At 42.9% G+C, this 16,428-nt stretch carries 13 protein-coding genes; 8 read left to right on the forward strand and 5 right to left on the reverse strand.

What is annotated here, in order from left to right; genetic code table 11:
- Positions 1-81 precede the first annotated feature (81 nt).
- Positions 82-3,102: a TonB-dependent receptor gene (locus tag AV939_RS17200; RefSeq protein WP_061997907.1), complete on the reverse strand. Its 3,021-nt coding sequence runs from the start codon at positions 3,100-3,102 to the stop codon at positions 82-84.
- Positions 3,103-3,536: 434 nt separating this feature from the next.
- Here AV939_RS17200 and AV939_RS17205 point away from each other — a divergent pair, with 434 nt between their 5' ends.
- The 5 genes from AV939_RS17205 (at position 3,537) to AV939_RS17225 (ending at position 8,398) form a co-directional block, all read left to right on the forward strand.
- The gene (locus AV939_RS17205; RefSeq protein ID WP_231517765.1) at positions 3,537-4,397 is read left to right on the forward strand and encodes a PhnD/SsuA/transferrin family substrate-binding protein; all 861 of its coding nucleotides are present in this window, start codon (positions 3,537-3,539) and stop codon (positions 4,395-4,397) included.
- 1 nt (position 4,398) lies between these two features.
- A complete protein-coding gene (locus AV939_RS17210; RefSeq protein ID WP_231517764.1) occupies positions 4,399-5,337 on the forward strand; it encodes a hypothetical protein in 939 nt (312 codons plus the stop codon).
- Between the two features lie 188 nt (positions 5,338-5,525).
- Positions 5,526-6,149 (forward strand): uridine kinase, encoded by a 624-nt coding sequence (gene udk, locus AV939_RS17215; RefSeq protein WP_061997908.1) that lies wholly within the window; start codon positions 5,526-5,528, stop codon positions 6,147-6,149.
- Between the two features lie 12 nt (positions 6,150-6,161).
- On the forward strand, positions 6,162-7,373 hold the full coding sequence (locus AV939_RS17220; RefSeq protein WP_057789282.1) for a NupC/NupG family nucleoside CNT transporter: 1,212 nt from the start codon (positions 6,162-6,164) through the stop codon (positions 7,371-7,373).
- 185 nt (positions 7,374-7,558) lie between these two features.
- Positions 7,559-8,398 (forward strand): isopenicillin N synthase family dioxygenase, encoded by an 840-nt coding sequence (locus tag AV939_RS17225; protein ID WP_061997909.1) that lies wholly within the window; start codon positions 7,559-7,561, stop codon positions 8,396-8,398.
- Between the two features lie 138 nt (positions 8,399-8,536).
- Here AV939_RS17225 and AV939_RS17230 read toward each other — a convergent pair whose 3' ends face one another.
- Positions 8,537-9,706: a tetratricopeptide repeat protein gene (locus AV939_RS17230; RefSeq protein ID WP_061997910.1), complete on the reverse strand. Its 1,170-nt coding sequence runs from the start codon at positions 9,704-9,706 to the stop codon at positions 8,537-8,539.
- Positions 9,707-9,893: 187 nt separating this feature from the next.
- Here AV939_RS17230 and AV939_RS17235 point away from each other — a divergent pair, with 187 nt between their 5' ends.
- The 3 genes from AV939_RS17235 (at position 9,894) to AV939_RS17245 (ending at position 12,044) form a co-directional block, all read left to right on the forward strand.
- The gene (locus AV939_RS17235; protein WP_156454647.1) at positions 9,894-10,400 is read left to right on the forward strand and encodes a fasciclin domain-containing protein; all 507 of its coding nucleotides are present in this window, start codon (positions 9,894-9,896) and stop codon (positions 10,398-10,400) included.
- A gap of 147 nt (positions 10,401-10,547) precedes the next feature.
- Positions 10,548-10,964: an MAPEG family protein gene (locus AV939_RS17240; RefSeq protein ID WP_061997912.1), complete on the forward strand. Its 417-nt coding sequence runs from the start codon at positions 10,548-10,550 to the stop codon at positions 10,962-10,964.
- Positions 10,965-11,084: 120 nt separating this feature from the next.
- Positions 11,085-12,044 (forward strand): GGDEF domain-containing response regulator, encoded by a 960-nt coding sequence (locus tag AV939_RS17245; protein WP_057789273.1) that lies wholly within the window; start codon positions 11,085-11,087, stop codon positions 12,042-12,044.
- A 33-nt stretch (positions 12,045-12,077) separates the two neighbouring features.
- On the opposite strand, the gene AV939_RS17250 is transcribed toward AV939_RS17245, so the two are convergent.
- The 3 genes from AV939_RS17250 to AV939_RS17260 all read right to left on the reverse strand — a co-directional run bounded on the left by AV939_RS17250 (position 12,078) and on the right by AV939_RS17260 (position 16,428).
- Positions 12,078-12,761, reverse strand: a complete 684-nt coding sequence (locus AV939_RS17250) for a 3'-5' exonuclease (protein ID WP_057789271.1) — start codon at positions 12,759-12,761, stop codon at positions 12,078-12,080.
- A gap of 2 nt (positions 12,762-12,763) precedes the next feature.
- The gene (locus AV939_RS17255) at positions 12,764-14,593 is read right to left on the reverse strand and encodes a DUF294 nucleotidyltransferase-like domain-containing protein (protein WP_061997913.1); all 1,830 of its coding nucleotides are present in this window, start codon (positions 14,591-14,593) and stop codon (positions 12,764-12,766) included.
- A 128-nt stretch (positions 14,594-14,721) separates the two neighbouring features.
- Positions 14,722-16,428 (reverse strand): sodium:solute symporter family protein, encoded by a 1,707-nt coding sequence (locus AV939_RS17260; protein ID WP_061093603.1) that lies wholly within the window; start codon positions 16,426-16,428, stop codon positions 14,722-14,724.

Consider the following 16,428-nt stretch of genomic DNA (forward strand, 5'->3'; position numbering starts at 1 on the left):
TTGATTTACAAGATAAAAAAAATGCCACTTCCAAAATTGGAAAGTGGCATTTAACACTACAACTGGTTTTTAAACTGTTGCTTAGAAGCGGTAGTCAATACCTACACGCATTTCCCAAAGTGATGCATCACCCTGACGACTTTCAGGAGATGAGGTACCTAGCGCAGCAGTATTGAAGTTAACTTCTTCCAAAATACCCCATTCATCGTTGATGAAGTTGGTGAAGTTATTCATAACGAAATAAACCTGAGCAGAGTGATCTTCACGGAACGCAGGAATATTTTGTCTAACTGCGATATCCATTTTGAACCACCAAGGGCTAGTTTGGTCGTTACGCTCTGCACCAATCGGTAACACGTTGTTACCTTCAAGGTATGGTGTGTAGCCATATACAGAGTTACCACTGATGGTGTAACTAAACGGACGACCAGACTGCGCTACTGCATAAGCAGAGAAGATAGTGCTGTAACCGTCGATAAGTTCAGTAGTGTAACGAAGGTCAGCAGTAAAGCGGTGCTCGATATTCCAATCAGACAGTGAAGATACTTCTTCGTTAATGTCAGTAAATGCTCTGTACTGGAAGTTAGAGAACGCTACTGAACTCGTCATTGGTTGTACATCTTCAGCGTGGCTGTAGTTATAACCACCGGTGAAAGTAATACCGTTGTCCCAAGACTTGTTCATGGTCGCTGTTAGTGAGTAAGACACTGAATCTTCATCAGAGTTAGTCAGTTCAAGTGAACCGTAACCTACTGAGTCATAATCAGGGTAACCTTCGTCAGTTGTGCCTACACGCTCAAGACCCACATATTTAATCATGGCTTGTTTCTGCGTCACACTTAGAAGGAAATCTAAGTTGAATACGTAATCTTCGTCATTGATGTGAGTCATACCCGCAGAGATTTTCCATTCGCGAGGCATTACGAAGCCTGGATCTAGGTTGTTACTTTCAAAGTTACTACCTGCACCAGAAGACATCTCTTCGTCTAAATCAGAAGGTACTGAGTAGCCAGGTCCAGCAGTTACGCCGTCTTCTGTATTAACCCATACAACGCTTCCGTCGAATAAGTTAGCGTATTCACCTTCAACTTCACCACCAATAACGTTCGTGTTTTGATAGTTGTTTGTCATCCATACGTTCGGGTTACCGCCTGAGAACAAGCCAACACCACCACGTAGTTCAGTTGAATCACTCAACGTATAGTTAAGGCCAACACGTGGTTGTAGCAAGCTAAGTCCATCTAGGTTAGCCGTGTTGTCATAACCGTTCCCAGCTACGAAATCAGCATTTCCAACAGGCTCGTCTGATGTTGTAATCCAGTCATAACGTAAACCAGCAACTACTTTTAAATCGTCAGTAAGATAGAACTCATCTTGTGCGTAAGTAGAGTGTGACGTGTAACCCCACTCAGCAGCACGGTCTAATAGGTTGCCAGAATATGCATAACCGTATTCGATTTCTGCATTTGTTCCGTTAGTGAAATCTTCTAAGCTTTCAAAAGTAATAGAGGTTTCAGAGTGCTGAACGAAAAGGTTGTAGATATCTAGTTTGTCGCTCTCGTAACCGAAAGTTAACGCGTGGCCGTTGTCGAAGTAATAGTTACCACGGAACATTAGGCTTAACGCTTCCCAGTCTAAGTCGTTAGCTTGACGGCTGTCATCAGAACCTAAGAAAACCGTAAGGTCGTCTTCAGAAGTATCTGTATCATTACCTAGCTCAATTTTAATTTCGCCAAAGTCGTTACCGCCTGGAGTGCCGTCACCATACATAGAACGCTGTAGGTTATCTAGCTCTGTGCGAGAAACGCGGATTTCAGTCGAGAATTTGTCTGTCCAATCTGAGTAAAGTACACCAACAAATGATTGTAGCTCTGCGCCACGCTCGTAGATGTGGCTAGATAGTTCAAACTCATCTGCGTCGCCGTCAGATTCTGAGAAGTTGTTTCCATCGTTATAGTTGTACGTAAACGCAAAACGGTGGTTTTCGTTAATGTTCCAGTCTAACTTAACAAGAAGCTTTTCATCTTCGTTAGGCATGCTAAGTGGCGTTGTACCAGCATCAAAGTTATATAATGACTGAGATACAGACTGAATTTGTTCAAGTTGTGCTTGTGTAAGCGCAACTTCATTAATTGCGCCAGAACCGATAGCACCACGGTCAAATGTGTTTGCGCCTTCTAGTTTTTCGTAAGCAGCAAAAACAAATAGCTTATCTTTAATCAGCGGTGCACCCACTGTGAAGCCGTAACGTTTTTCAGTGTAACTACCAAGGTTGATATCATCACCTTCAAGTGAGTCACCACGTAGGCTGTCGCTACCATAGTCGTAGAACGCAGAACCATGAACTTCGTTAGTACCTGTTTTACTTACTGCACTGATGTTACACGCAGAGAAGCCGCCGTAAATTACATCAAAAGGAGCAATTTCTACTGACACACCTTCGATAGCGTCAAAAGAGAAAGGCATTCTTTCTGTAGGGTAACCGTTCGAGTTAAGACCGAAAAGGTCATTCATGCGAACGCCATCAACCGTCAAGCTGTTAAAACGAGGGCTTTTACCCACACACTGGATACCACCGCTACCGCCTTCATCTACATAGATACGAGGGTCAATACGAACGATATCAGTGATATCACGGTTGATCGCTGGCGCTTGTTGAAGTGTTGCCAAGTCAAAGTTTGCTGAAGGGCCAGTTTGACCGAAAGCCAAACTACCTACTTGAGAAGCGGTTACTACGATGTTTTCGTAGTTAGCTGCAGATTCAAGTGTTCTTTGGATAGTTGCCGCTTCACCAAGCTCTAGGTAAATATCGCTGATAGTTTGATCTGCGAATTCATCCGAGTCGATTTCAACAGTGTAAGGACCACCTACACGTAAACCACGAAGGTTAAATGTACCAGCACTGTTTACTGTGACTGTTTTAACCGCACCAGTTGGTACGTGAGTTACTTTAACTACGGTTCCAACAGCAGGGTTGCCGTTTGGACCGACTATCTGGCCATTCATATCTGAAGACGTTACTTGAGCCATTGCAGTCGTGGTTAGACCCACTGTTAGTGCAACTGCTGCAGCAACGCGGCTGAGCTTAGCTGATGAGTACATGTGTGTTTCCCTTTTTGTTTAAAATTCTTTTTTTTAGCGTAGAGGGAATTTATTCCCCTCTACGACCTCTGATATTGACTAAAAGACTTCTTTGAGTGGATGAAATTGTTATAGACCTTCGTGTCATATTTATTACAGTTTTGTATATTTCGTCAATTCCGTGACGTGATTTCATCGCGTTTTTCGCACCACACACCTGACCATTTGGTCAAGTTATTTTACTTATCAAAACCAAGGTCGTCTGACTTGTTCTTGTGGTTTCTATTGATGACATATCATGGACTAATAAACAGCGTTTAACAAAATTCAGTCTGATTTGTAAAAAACACTTACTTTTCATGATTATAACCAATTAAAATAAATTTACCTATTGCAATAAATAACCTTAGCTGATGAAATCAGCACATAAATCACTAACTCATTTGGTTATTTTTTTGCCAAAAGTCAGAATTATTGCTACCGGAAGGTGGATCATACTCCTTATTGCCGCACTTGTTTGCGGTAGTGCTGGCTATTTTTCACAAAAAATAGAATTTATTCCGGTCCCCCCCCAAACTGGTCGAACTTTAACCTGCCAAACTGAGTTACAAAACAACCTAGATATCTTTTCAGTGTATGTCACAGATGGCTCTATCGCGAATATGGCCCTAGAACGTTTATGCGATAACAAAATCATCAAAAGGCAATTTGGCCAAGTCAGGGTCATCGTCGGGCAAAGCGACTACGATACCTTTCGATATATAAACCATGGCGTGGTCGATTTAGCCTTAATTAAACGTAATGTAGTAGATGCCTTCGGTGCAGATCAAATTTATGGTTTAACTTTGATAGCGTCGCACCCTAATTACAGCGCTTTCTTTATATCTCAACGTGAGAAGCCCCTGCTTGAAAAAGAGTACTTGCTTGGCAAACGAATTGGGCTGCTCGATTATCCTTCCAGCCGCTCAGGTCACATTGTTCCAAAAACCATACTTCAAGATCTTGGGTTAACTGAGAACAATGTAGACATTGTGTACTTCAATTCCCACAAAGATTTGCGTAGAGCATTGCTTGCGGGAGAAGTCGATATTATCTCATCGTATTGGGCCGAAGAAGATGAGCAAATTTTATCTAAGAACTATGCAACCCCTCTGTTAAAGAACGTTAGCGGCATGCAATGGTTTTTGAAAATGCAAATGCAAAACACTGATTTACTTTGCGCCATGCAGTCTGTAGTGAAAGACATCGCCGATTCTCACTCACGCCCCTATTACAAAACCCTAGTTCTCGTGAATGGATGTAGTAAAGATGAGTAGTATGATGTCAACTGTTCGCCCATTTACCCTAATCTGTGTGCTGATACTCTTTGCGGTACTTCAAATCATCAGTACGTTTGGTCAGATTATTGGTATTCAGTCTGCTCGCCACAATGCGAAAGACAACGTAGAAAGAAGAATCATATTAGACAGTGCGTTTCTTGATGTTGGGAATGCAACGCTAAATACCCCCGTCAATACGTATGCAGTGGGTCGCTATATTGAAACTATTAACGAAGATTTAGCCGCTGACAATTATCCAATTAGAGTCTCCTCAATTCAGGGGGTAAATGCTGATGTAACGTATACTGAATACAGCTTATCCCATACATTTGTATTCGAAAACGCAGAGCAAAAAATTACACTAACTATGCAATCGCTTCCTATGTATCAAAACCTGACGATTAGTTGGTGGGCGTTGATAGTATCGGTGCTGCTTGCACCAGCGTTTGCTATTCCTAGGCAGCGAAAAGCCAAGCATATTGTCAATGAAGAATTAATTGTCCCACCTACGCCCAAGCTTGCTATTAATTTGCGAGATAAAACGTTAGGCAACAGCGTAAATGACACTGTTGTTATATTGCAAAACAAGCCCCTTTGCTTTTATACGGCACTCGTTAAATATTGCACAGAGAACCCAGAGCACCCACTTCCTCCGCATAAAGATGTGCCTATCGAGCTTATTGCACTGGCTAATAAAGCCTTTTCACGATTGATTGAACTAGGACATACAAAACGTAAAAGGCCAGACTTTAACGCCAACTTAGATAAAACCTTAAGCGAGATTCGCGCCTCATTAGATGAAGTGTTTGCCTTATACCCAGAGGAAAAAGAACGCTATTACCCACCAAGAGCTCAGGGGGAAGGCTCTCGTTCAAAACAACACTCTTATGCGCTTACCAGTTTATCCCCTGACGATGTAGAAATTATCGGAAACTAGCTATTTTTTAATCAATTATGACAGTGGTATGAAAATAAATTTAGGAATGTAAACGCGCTCAAAATAAGCGAATGTTATTGATTCAGCTAGCAAATAGCGATCCATTTGACCAATTGGTATGAATATAACATTGATTCATAGAGGCTAAACGCGTATCTTTGCTCCAATAAAATCAGCTTTCTAGAATTATGCAATCGCCTTTAATTATTGCCATTTCTGGAGCTTCAGGCTCTGGAAAGTCACTGTTTACCGAAAATTTGTTTAACGGCTTCTCTGCTCAAGGAAGGCCTGTGCAAGTGCTTCGCGAAGATCATTACTATCGCGCTCAAGACCACTTGCCCATGGAAGCACGAGAAAAAAACAACTACGATCACCCCAATGCATTTGAGCATGAATTGCTGAAAGCGCATTTGCAGGCACTTAGAGATGGTCAACCTATTGATTATCCTCATTACTGCTTTAAAACGCATACTCGCCTGCCTGACACTGAACGTTTGAACCCAGCACCAGTTATAATTCTTGAAGGAATTATGCTGCTTGCCCGTGCAGATCTTCTGCCACTTTATGACGTGAAAATCTTTGTCGATACTCCACTGGATATCTGCCTTATGCGCCGCATGATACGAGATATCAAAGAACGTGGACGTACTATCGAGTCAGTTGCCAAACAATACGAAGAAACTGTAAAACCGATGTATCACCAATTTATCGAGCCAAGCCGGTTCACTGCTGATGTAGTAGTTACACAAGGTGGTAAAAACCAAATTGCTCTAGATGTGATCAAATCTCACATTCAGCAAGCGCTTCTATAAAGGATTGATATTATGGTGAGTTTACTGGGCATTGCAGTCCTTTTAGGTATTGCATTCGCGCTCTCGTCGGCGAAACGCAGCATTAGTTTGCGTACTGTTGGTGGCGCCTTCGCTATGCAAGCTTTAATCGGTGCATTTGTTCTGTATTCTGAGCCTGGCAAAGAAGTTCTGTTAGCAGCAACAGGGTTTGTTGCTAACATCATTGCCTACAGTCAAGACGGTATTAACTTCCTATTTGGCCCTATCGGCGACAAATCTATTGCCTTTATTTTTGCTTTCAATGTTTTACCCGTTATCGTTTTCTTCTCATCACTTATCGCAGTGTTATATCACTTAAAAGTGATGGGCTTAATTATTAAAGTGATTGGTGGTTTCCTTCAAAAGGTATTGAGAACTAGCCGCCCTGAATCCATGTCAGCGGCAGCAAATATATTTGTAGGGCAGACAGAAGCCCCATTGGTAGTTCGCCCTTTCATACCTCATATGACGCGTTCTGAGCTATTTGCCGTAATGGTAGGTGGCCTTGCCTCTATTGCAGGTTCAGTAATGGCAGGTTATGCGGGTATGGGCGTTGACTTAAAATACTTACTCGCAGCGAGCTTTATGGCAGCCCCTGGCGGTATGTTAATGGCAAAGATTATTCTGCCAGAAACTGAAAAAACCAAAGACGGCTTAAGCGAAATAGATTCGGAAGACACAGGCTACGCCAACGTCTTCGATGCAGCAGCTAGCGGCGCTGCATCTGGTATGACACTCGCATTGAACGTGGGTGCTATGCTACTTGCATTCATTGCCCTCATCGCCATGTTCAACGGCCTAGTGGGTTGGACAGGTGGTTTATTAGGGTATGAAAATGTCACCTTTGAAGGGATCATGGGTTACATACTTCAACCTCTAGCATGGGCAATTGGCGTTCCATGGGAAGAAGCTCAGATTGCAGGAAGCTTTATAGGTCAGAAAATGGTAGTGAACGAATTTGTGGCTTACCTTAACTACCTCGAGCACCAACCTAACCTGTCTGAATCAACACAAGCTATTGTCACTTTTGCACTTTGTGGTTTCGCAAACTTGTCCTCTATCGCTATTTTGATGGGTGGTATTGGTGCTATGGCACCTACCCGCCGAAAAGAAATTGCTCAGTTGGGCCTAAAAGCGGTTATCGCGGCTACGTTATCAAATTTGATGAGCGCAGCGCTTGCAGGCTTTTACTTAACACTTGGCTAAACTGTCAGATTGAAGTACTAGATTAAGGCTTAGGCTAAGTTTTTGCCCAAATGTAGACTAAATGGTCTACATTGATTACATTAGGCATCTTAGATGACGTTGATTGATTTAAGTCAACTACCAAAGCTTTTTTGGCGGCCCGTCTACTCTTATAATGCCGCAATCAAATTAAACGGGATAAAGTTATGCAATTAGTTGCTGTTGATTACACGGCGGAAAACGCCCAAGAAGAATTCGTTAAGTCACTACGAGAGACGGGCTTTGGGGTATTGAAAAACCACCCAATTCAACAGTCACTCGTGCAAGGCATTTATGATAGCTGGCAAGGCTTTTTCGATAGTGAAGAAAAAAATGACTACCTTTACAACAAGGGTAAGCAAGATGGATTCTTCCCTCAAAGCGTTTCTGAGGTAGCCAAAGGCTTCACGAAAAAAGATATTAAAGAGTACTTCCATTATTACCCTTGGGGTCAATGTCCTGACGAACTTCGTCCTTTGCTGTCACAGTACTATTCAGAAGCTAACACCCTTGCCTCTGAACTTTTAGGCTGGATTGAGAAACACTCTCCAGAGGAAGTAAGCGACAAGTACAGCCAACCGTTAGGCGACATGATCAAAGATTCAGATCAGACCCTATTACGTGTACTTCATTACCCACCACTTAGTGGCGAAGAAGAAGTAGATGCTATTCGTGCAGCGGCTCACGAAGATATTAATCTTATTACTATCCTTCCGGCTTCTAACGAACCAGGATTACAAGTAAAAGCGCAAGATGGCAGCTGGTTAGACGTACCTTGCGATTTTGGTAGCTTGATTGTGAATATCGGCGATATGCTTCAAGAAGCATCTGGTCACTACTTTCCATCTACGACTCACCGTGTTGTGAATCCAGATGGCGCAGACATGACCAAGTCACGTATTTCATTGCCACTGTTCTTGCACCCTCGTCCGGATGTGAAGCTTTCAGAACGCCATACTGCAGGCACATATCTGCAGGAACGTTTGAAAGAGCTAGGTGTTATCTAAAAGAGCGCTATTCTCTATAAAAAAAAGCCACGTTAAAACGTGGCTTTTTTGTTGGTCCGATTTATTGGTACGTTTGCTGCAAGATTCGCTGCAAGTAGGTACTCACTGCTTGTTTTGCAAGTCGTTAGTCGTTATTAATTAGTAGTTCAGAGCAATGTTAGAAAGCTTACTCATGTAACGGTTCTCATCTTGTGAATTGGGTGCAAGTTGAATGGCGCGTTTAATGTAACGCTCAGCGTTATTGATATCTCCTATCTCGTAATACACTTTAGCCAATCCAAAAAACACTTCGTGTCTTGTATTATCTAAGCGAAGTGCGCGCTGGAAATGTTCTAATGCGTCTGCAAACTCCCCATCATCCAGAGCTTGTTCCCCAAGAATGAAATGGTAAAAAGGGTTTTCTTTACGTTGCGCTTCAACTCTAGCTTTAATCTGCGCTGATTTATCAAATAAGCCTTGGTGGTAATACAAAATAGACAAGTTGTCCCACGCAGTTAGATTATTTTCATCCAAATTTAACGCAAACTGATAACTTTGCTCTGCTGCTTCAAATGCGTCAACCATACGGTACAGCACGCCTAAATTAACCCAGCTTTGCTGTAACTCTGGTGATAACACTGCAGCAGCCCTAAAGTAACTGTATGCTCGCGTATAACTGTTCGCAATTAGCGCGTCTGCACCTTTATTGTTGTAGAACATAGACAACACAAGGCGCTTGGTAACAGGCACCCGTGGAAAGTGCGTTCTAATCATTTGCGGATCAAAATCAACATCTGCGCTACTTGGCCCTATGTTAGTCACTAGCGGATCTTTAGGTACATTTATGGTTAAGTTAACGTGACCATTTAGAAAACTGAAGCCGTCACGCCTTGTCCAATACTCAGGTATGTCTACTTCATAGAATGTGGCATCGTAGCCTGCGTGCTGCGCCATGGCGTAAGTCATGATTGACAAAGAAAGGCAGTTTGCAGAACGATTATTAAACGTCTCATTGGCAACCGAATTCGCATTACTGCGGTATAACAACCCCATTTCAGAATGATCAAAGATTGAGGAAATTAGCCCTTTTACGTTGGTTGTCTTTCCTCCTGACTCATAAACAGCCTCATCCACAAATAACTGTGCATCTTCTTCTAGTGCAAAGACTTGCTCTTGTGTCTCAATCGGAAAAGACGCATAACTAGGAAACAAATGATCGTGTAATGCAGGATAAGGATTCTTGGCAACAACAGGCGCAGTGCTAGCACAACCTAGCATAGCTGAACTGAATAAAACGAGTAGTGCGGTAATAAGATGTCGAAGTAACATAATGCAGCCCTCCCCTATTAACACCTTGACGAAGTATAGCGCAATTCGCTAAATTTAACATTATATTTACATCCCATCTAATGCACTGCTTTCTATTACGTAAACTTAATCATCAATTTTGTTAGGAGAAACGTAACCATTCTCGCTACATCAATTTATGTTCTCCCAAAATTTAAGGAAGGTATTTATGGTTAAGTTAATCCCGTTGGTAATGATGAGCTTGATGAGTATATCGGCTTTTGCCGGACATCATATGGAATCAGAGAAGGCAGATATCGTTGATACTGCAGCAAGTAAAGAGATGTTTTCTACCTTAGTCGCGGCGGTTGAAGCTGCGGATTTAGTTGATACCCTAAAAAGTAAGGGCCCTTTCACAGTATTCGCCCCAACCAATAAAGCTTTCTCTAAACTACCAGAAGGTACGGTAGAGATGCTGCTCAAGCCTGAAAATAAGGCATTACTATCACAGGTGCTTACTTATCATGTAGTATCGGGTAGCGTGATGGCTGAAGATGTGATGTCGCTAACCAGTGCCACTACCGTAGAAGGTACTGATATCACTGTGGTTACCGCCATGGGGAAAGTAATGATTAACGATGCCACCGTGATTAAAGCCGATGTAAAAACATCTAATGGTGTCATTCATGTTATTGATACCGTATTACTTCCCGCTGAAGTCAAAAAAGCGTTATAGCCCATTATTAGTAAGTAGCGGGTTTCCGCTACTTACTCCCCCCTTTTATACAAAACTACGTTTCAAAACCAATAACCCCGATGCTTTTTTAATCCATAACCTTCTTGTAATCCGTATACCAATTAATTAGCTTACAAGGATGAAGTCATGTTCACTGTTTACACCTACGCTATCGCAGGGCTTGCGGTAATCATTTTTACAGTATTAATTCAGAACATTGTTGCCGCTGTGGCGCACCGCAAACAATCATCTTATGTACCAGGCAAAGTTGCCGAAGACCTAAGTCACGACAGCTTCGTATTTAGAAGCCATAGAACGTTTCACAATTCACTTGAGAACGTAAACCAATTTATTATTCCGGCGATACTTTGCATGTTTGTTGGCGTTACCCCTCTCTATCTGGCTATATTAGCTTGGGTGTATGGCTTATGTAGAATTGTTCATATGGCACTATATTATGCGATGGCGACTGAGCGTAATCCAAGCCCGAGGACCTATTTTTATATGATAGGGCTGGTAACTAACCTAATACTGTACGTGCTTCTTTTTATGTCGTTAATTTAAATACAAAAAAATGTTAATTATTAAACTTTTGTTTAATGCATTTTTTACACTTGCCGCGTTACTCTGGGTTTAACGTTTACAAATAGTTGGAAACGGTTGCGTTGTAGGTAAAGGACTAACATGTTTATTGAGCAAGTAAATAAACGAGCATTATCAGACTGCCATTTATTAATTGTAGATGACCAAGCAAGCTCTCGAATGATTTTAGAAGGGCTTCTTGAAGAGATGGTGAGTTGTACCTCTGTTTCCTCTGGAGAAGCTGCGCTTGCTTACTGTGAAAAAAACACACCCGACTTGATTCTGATGGATGTGAACATGCCTATCATGGATGGACACCAAGTTGCACAAGCCTTACGTGAAAATCCGAGTAAATCTGATATCCCCATTATTTTTGTTACCGCAACAACGACAGACGAAGCACAATCAAAATGCTGGGATTCTGGCTGTGTGGACTTTGTGACCAAACCTATTAATGCATGTACGTTACAAAATCGCGTGAAAGCGCACCTTAACCATAAGCTCAAAAACGACCTGTTAGAAAACCTTATTTATATTGATAGGCTGACGGGCGCTTACAATAGGCACTATTTAGAAGACTACCTTCCCCGCTTTATGAAAGATGGTAAGCGGAGTCATAACCCCCTTTCTCTTGTGCTATTCGATGTTGATTATTTCAAGCGCTACAACGACCGATATGGGCATATGGAAGGCGATAGCTGCTTATGGAAGCTTAGTAAAGCGATTAACGATAGCTTATTGCGCCCTATGGACAAATTGGTTCGCGTGGGCGGTGAAGAGTTTTTAGTTATTCTACCCAACACCAATGAGGAAGGCGCAAAATTAGTCGCAAATCGACTTTTAAGTACCGTGTTCAATTTAAATATTGCCCACGCTGATTCAAACCTTGCAAGGGTGACAATTAGCGCTGGTGTAGCAACGAAACACCCAGACGATAATAAAACTATCGACTTCACTATGCTTCAAGCTGATAAAAGCTTATATGCTGCAAAAGGGCTAGGTAGAAATTGTGTCGTAAGTAGCGTGGAAACGGCTCACAATGTAATGGAGTCAGAAGCTTAAAAGATATATTAAAGCCTAGTTTAGGGTAGTTTATTAAGTTTTAACCACGCCAAGTGTTTTCCTACCAAGGGCTTTAGTATGTGATAAGTCCGCCAAGCAACTTTGTTCCGTAAGCCCTAATGACGCTAGCTGTGCATAGCACAAGAGTAAAGCGGCCATGGCATCTTCTAATGCATTGTGTTGAGGCACCTCTGGTAAACCGGCTCTCAGTAAACAAGCGCCTAAAGATGCGCTATTTGATGGAACGACTTCATGCTCTTTTTTCAATTCATACAAAGCGAGTTGTAAGGTGTCGATGTAATAAACCTCTTGTGCCGGCAAGTTTAAGCGCCTAAATACCGCATCAAGCACTGCCAAATCTAAGTTGGCATTATGGATAACCAGAATCTTTGAAGGCAACTGTGCGATAAATCTCGTTAGCACATCTTCTACTTTTTCGCCCTTTGAAATATTGTCTTGAATGAGCCCATGGATAACTGGGCTTTGCCCTAAAGGCGCTTTGGTTTTAACAACACTATAAGTGCAGGTTTCTAAAGCAATGCTACTGTTGCGCCCACACACCCAGCCAAAAGATGTAATTTCCGACTCATTGGCGTTTAAGGATGTCAGCTCTAAATCGATAGACATCAAAGTAGTGTCTTGTAAAGTCGCGCTTTTAAACCTATCGAATGATGATGGTCCGCGCCCGAATAACCAGTCACTTAGCCATTGCAACATGATTACGCCATACCGCCTGAAAAATTCATGACAATTGCTTTTTGGGCTCTTTCGATAGCTTGAAAAGATGCCTTTAGCTGATGCCTTTCTATGGAAGATAAAGACGACACTGACACACTATTATCCGCCACATTATGCTGAAGCTGATGACGCCATCGTAATCGATTCAAAAATATCCAAATATCTCGTAAGTTCGCCGCATCCTTGGTTGAAAGCTCTGAATTTTCGGGCAATAAAGATAGCCTTGCAAGGGTGCCAGGTACAGATATTCCCCCTGCAAGGGCATAAATGCGCACAATATTATTAATTAGTGCCACCGCGCGTACTTTCAAATCAATCGTATCTTTAAGTTTTCCGCCTTTTTCATAAGTAAACTTCTGAAACATAGAAAGAGGCACAGAGACTTCATTTGTATGACGAGATAATGCCGCAAGAAATAAACTTTGTTTGAGCAAAGGCATTCGTTTGCGCTGTAGCGTTTTAAACAGCCCCACATCACCCGCAGCGCAGCGTGCATCAAGAAAAATATTAAAGTGCATAATGGCATCTTTGGTGGGTGCATTTACCCACTGCCGCGCTTGCTCAACCGCTTGGTCTAGCGATAACCGAAGCTCGGGGTTACTTGCCATAATATTGCCACTGCATAGTTTAATACCGCACTTTCCTAACCCCTTGCAGACATAGTCAGCCATGGCGGCAAAGTAGTCGGCTTGTACTTGCGTGGGCGATTCAGCTAACAGCAGCGCATTGTCTTGATCTGATCCCATTGTCTGATCCTCTCTCGCTTGGGAGCCATATACTAGCCACGAAAACATCATGCCGGCTTTACCGTGTTCTTGCTGAAAGAACCCAATGAGCTTTCGCGTCATAATATCAGTTGCTTGAGAAAGCACTTTACCCGCAATATCATAATCACCTGCGTGTTTAGCATGTGCAGAAAAGTAATGCGGAAGCTGCCACGCTAAACGTGTTAATTCGTACAAATTGCTCGCTTTCGACAGTTCTCCAATGATAAATAGTACGCTACCTCGTTGATGGCGAACAATATCACTGGCCGTCACCATACCTACGGGTTTATGACTGTCTTTATCTAATATAGGTAAATGATGAATGTTTTTTTCGGTCATTAACGCCATGGCGTCAAATAACGTTAGGTTACTGGCAACATTCGCCGGCGACGGGGTCATAACACTGCTAACAGGGTTCGTCAGATCCACACCAGTGGCAACCACTCTAGAACGTAAATCTCTGTCGGTAACGATACCAACCAGCTGCCCTGCTTCAGTAATTAAAAGGGATGACACCCGGTTATCCGTCATCAATTGAGCGGCTTGTTGAATAGGCGTACTTACATCGGTGCCAATGGGTGCATTTTCAGTTAAATCATAAAGTGGCTTGTACAACCACATAGATTTTGATTCTGTAATGGCTTGATTTTGCAGCGCATCATGTCGCAGGCCATTGAAAAAAGTATTAATACTATCGTATTGAAGAAGGGCTTTGAATGGTGCTTCTTCAAAGCTATACACTAATCCAGGGCTCTCTACCGTCACCGCCATGGCATAGTCGCTACCGTCCAAAACACGCTGAAAACCAAAATAGTCTCCTTCGCTAACATAACGGGGGGGTTCTTGCCCTGCACTTACAGAAAACTGACCACTTTGGATGAGATAAATTCGGCGAGATTGTCCCATCAAGGTTTTTAGGTTTTCTTTTGTTACATAAAGCAATTCTGCCGAGGTAAGTAAATCAGTTAATGCATCCACATCAAGCGTATCGAAGGGCGCAGAAGCAGCAACAAAATCTGCGACTTGCTGGGCAATAGCGGTCATACGTAATGCTCCTGAACGATAAAAACCAACCCGCCTTTTAGAGTTTCCTCCTTGAGCGAGTTGGTTTAACAAAGGCTCGGCCAATTACCGAGCGTCAGTGTCTTGTTTTGACAATTAGCTTCTAATCGCTAGTGCGCAGATGCCTCGCCCGCTCCTTTCGGATAACGAATGCTCTCTACTAACTCTTGGATTTCTTCCGGGGCTTCGTCGGTAGACTTAAAGACAACGAAAGCAACAAGGAAGTTAACCATCATACCCAAGGTACCTATGCCTTCTGGGGAAATACCAAACCACCAGTTTTCCGGTACATTTGCAGCAGGGTTCACAAACTTAAAGTAAATAATATAGGCGGCGGTGAACGCAATACCTGCAATCATGCCCGCAATCGCGCCTTTATCATTCATTCGTTTACTAAAGATACCCATAATAATGGCAGGGAAGAAACTGGATGCCGCCAGACCGAACGCGAAGGCGACCACCTGTGCTACAAAGCCCGGTGGATTTATCCCAAAGTAGCCTGCAATAACAATGGCTACCCCTGCCGCAAGCCGTGCATAAAACAGCTCGGACTTATCGGTGATATTGGGCATAAAGTTTCGTTTTAACAAATCATGGGAAACTGATGTTGAAATAACTAACAGCAAGCCAGCTGATGTAGACAATGCTGCGGCTACCCCACCAGCAGCCACCAATGCGATAACCCATGCAGGCAAGTTCGCAATTTCTGGGTTAGCCAATACCATGATGTCACGATCAACTTTCATTTCGTTGCGTTCATCACCCGAGTAAAACATCACCCCATCACCGTTCTTATCGTTGAATTCAATAAGCCCAGTTTGCTCCCAGTTTTTGATCCACGACGGCGCTTCAGCGTAACTTGTTCCGGTTAGCTCAGGACCGTTAATGGTTTCAATCATATTAACTCGAGCAAATGCAGCAAGCGACGGCGCAGTGGTATACAAAATAGCGATAAACGCAAGTGCATAACCAGCCGACTTACGTGCATCATGCACTTTAGGTACGGTGAAGAAACGAACGATAACGTGAGGTAATCCAGCCGTACCCACCATCAATGCAAACGTAATAAAGAACACATCGATGGTACTTTTCGACCCGGAGGTATACTCGTGAAACCCGAGTTCCACCGATAGGCTGTCGAGTTTCTGTAATATATGCATCCCCGACCCATCTGCGAGCGTAGCGCCGAACCCCGTTTGCGGAAGTATATGGCCCGTCACCATGATAGAGATAAACACTGCTGGAACAATATACGCAAAAATCATTACGCAAAACTGCGCAACTTGGGTATAGGTAATCCCTTTCATGCCGCCTAATACCGTGTAGAAAAACACGATAACCATGCCAATCACCACACCAGTTACAATATCGACTTCTAAGAAACGACTAAATACTACGCCCACGCCTCGCATTTGCCCTGCCACATAGGTAAAGCAAACAAAGATGGCGCAGAAAACAGCAACGGTTCTTGCGGTTTGGGAATAGTAGCGGTCGCCAATAAAATCCGGTACAGTAAATTTACCGAATTTACGTAGGTAGGGTGCAAGACACAAGGCAAGTAATACATAGCCTCCAGTCCATCCCATTAGGTAAACTGCGCCGTCGTACCCCATAAAGGAAATAAGACCGGCCATTGAAATAAATGAAGCTGCCGACATCCAGTCTGCGGCGGTAGCCATACCGTTTAGCACCGGAGGTACACCGCCACCAGCAACGTAGAAGTCGTTAGTAGAACCCGCTCTAGCCCATACAGCTATGGCGATATATAGCGCAAATGTTGCGCCTACAATAATAAATGTTAGTAGTTGAACGTCCAT

The organism is Alteromonas sp. Mac1 (assembly GCF_001562125.1).
Lineage (GTDB): Bacteria > Pseudomonadota > Gammaproteobacteria > Enterobacterales > Alteromonadaceae > Alteromonas > Alteromonas stellipolaris.

What these genes read in the sequence shown, in the direction of transcription:
- AV939_RS17200 (WP_061997907.1), bottom strand. Translation starts at nt 3,102, where the DNA reads ATGTACTCATCAGCTAAGCTCAGCCGCGTTGCTGCAGCAGTTGCACTA.
- AV939_RS17240 (WP_061997912.1), top strand. Translation starts at nt 10,548, where the DNA reads ATGTTCACTGTTTACACCTACGCTATCGCAGGGCTTGCGGTAATCATT.
- AV939_RS17230 (WP_061997910.1), bottom strand. Translation starts at nt 9,706, where the DNA reads ATGTTACTTCGACATCTTATTACCGCACTACTCGTTTTATTCAGTTCA.
- AV939_RS17245 (WP_057789273.1), top strand. Translation starts at nt 11,085, where the DNA reads ATGTTTATTGAGCAAGTAAATAAACGAGCATTATCAGACTGCCATTTA.
- AV939_RS17235 (WP_156454647.1), top strand. Translation starts at nt 9,894, where the DNA reads ATGGTTAAGTTAATCCCGTTGGTAATGATGAGCTTGATGAGTATATCG.
- AV939_RS17210 (WP_231517764.1), top strand. Translation starts at nt 4,399, where the DNA reads ATGATGTCAACTGTTCGCCCATTTACCCTAATCTGTGTGCTGATACTC.
- AV939_RS17225 (WP_061997909.1), top strand. Translation starts at nt 7,559, where the DNA reads ATGCAATTAGTTGCTGTTGATTACACGGCGGAAAACGCCCAAGAAGAA.
- AV939_RS17250 (WP_057789271.1), bottom strand. Translation starts at nt 12,761, where the DNA reads ATGTTGCAATGGCTAAGTGACTGGTTATTCGGGCGCGGACCATCATCA.
- udk (WP_061997908.1), top strand. Translation starts at nt 5,526, where the DNA reads ATGCAATCGCCTTTAATTATTGCCATTTCTGGAGCTTCAGGCTCTGGA.
- AV939_RS17220 (WP_057789282.1), top strand. Translation starts at nt 6,162, where the DNA reads ATGGTGAGTTTACTGGGCATTGCAGTCCTTTTAGGTATTGCATTCGCG.
- AV939_RS17255 (WP_061997913.1), bottom strand. Translation starts at nt 14,593, where the DNA reads ATGACCGCTATTGCCCAGCAAGTCGCAGATTTTGTTGCTGCTTCTGCG.
- AV939_RS17260 (WP_061093603.1), bottom strand. Translation starts at nt 16,428, where the DNA reads ATGGACGTTCAACTACTAACATTTATTATTGTAGGCGCAACATTTGCG.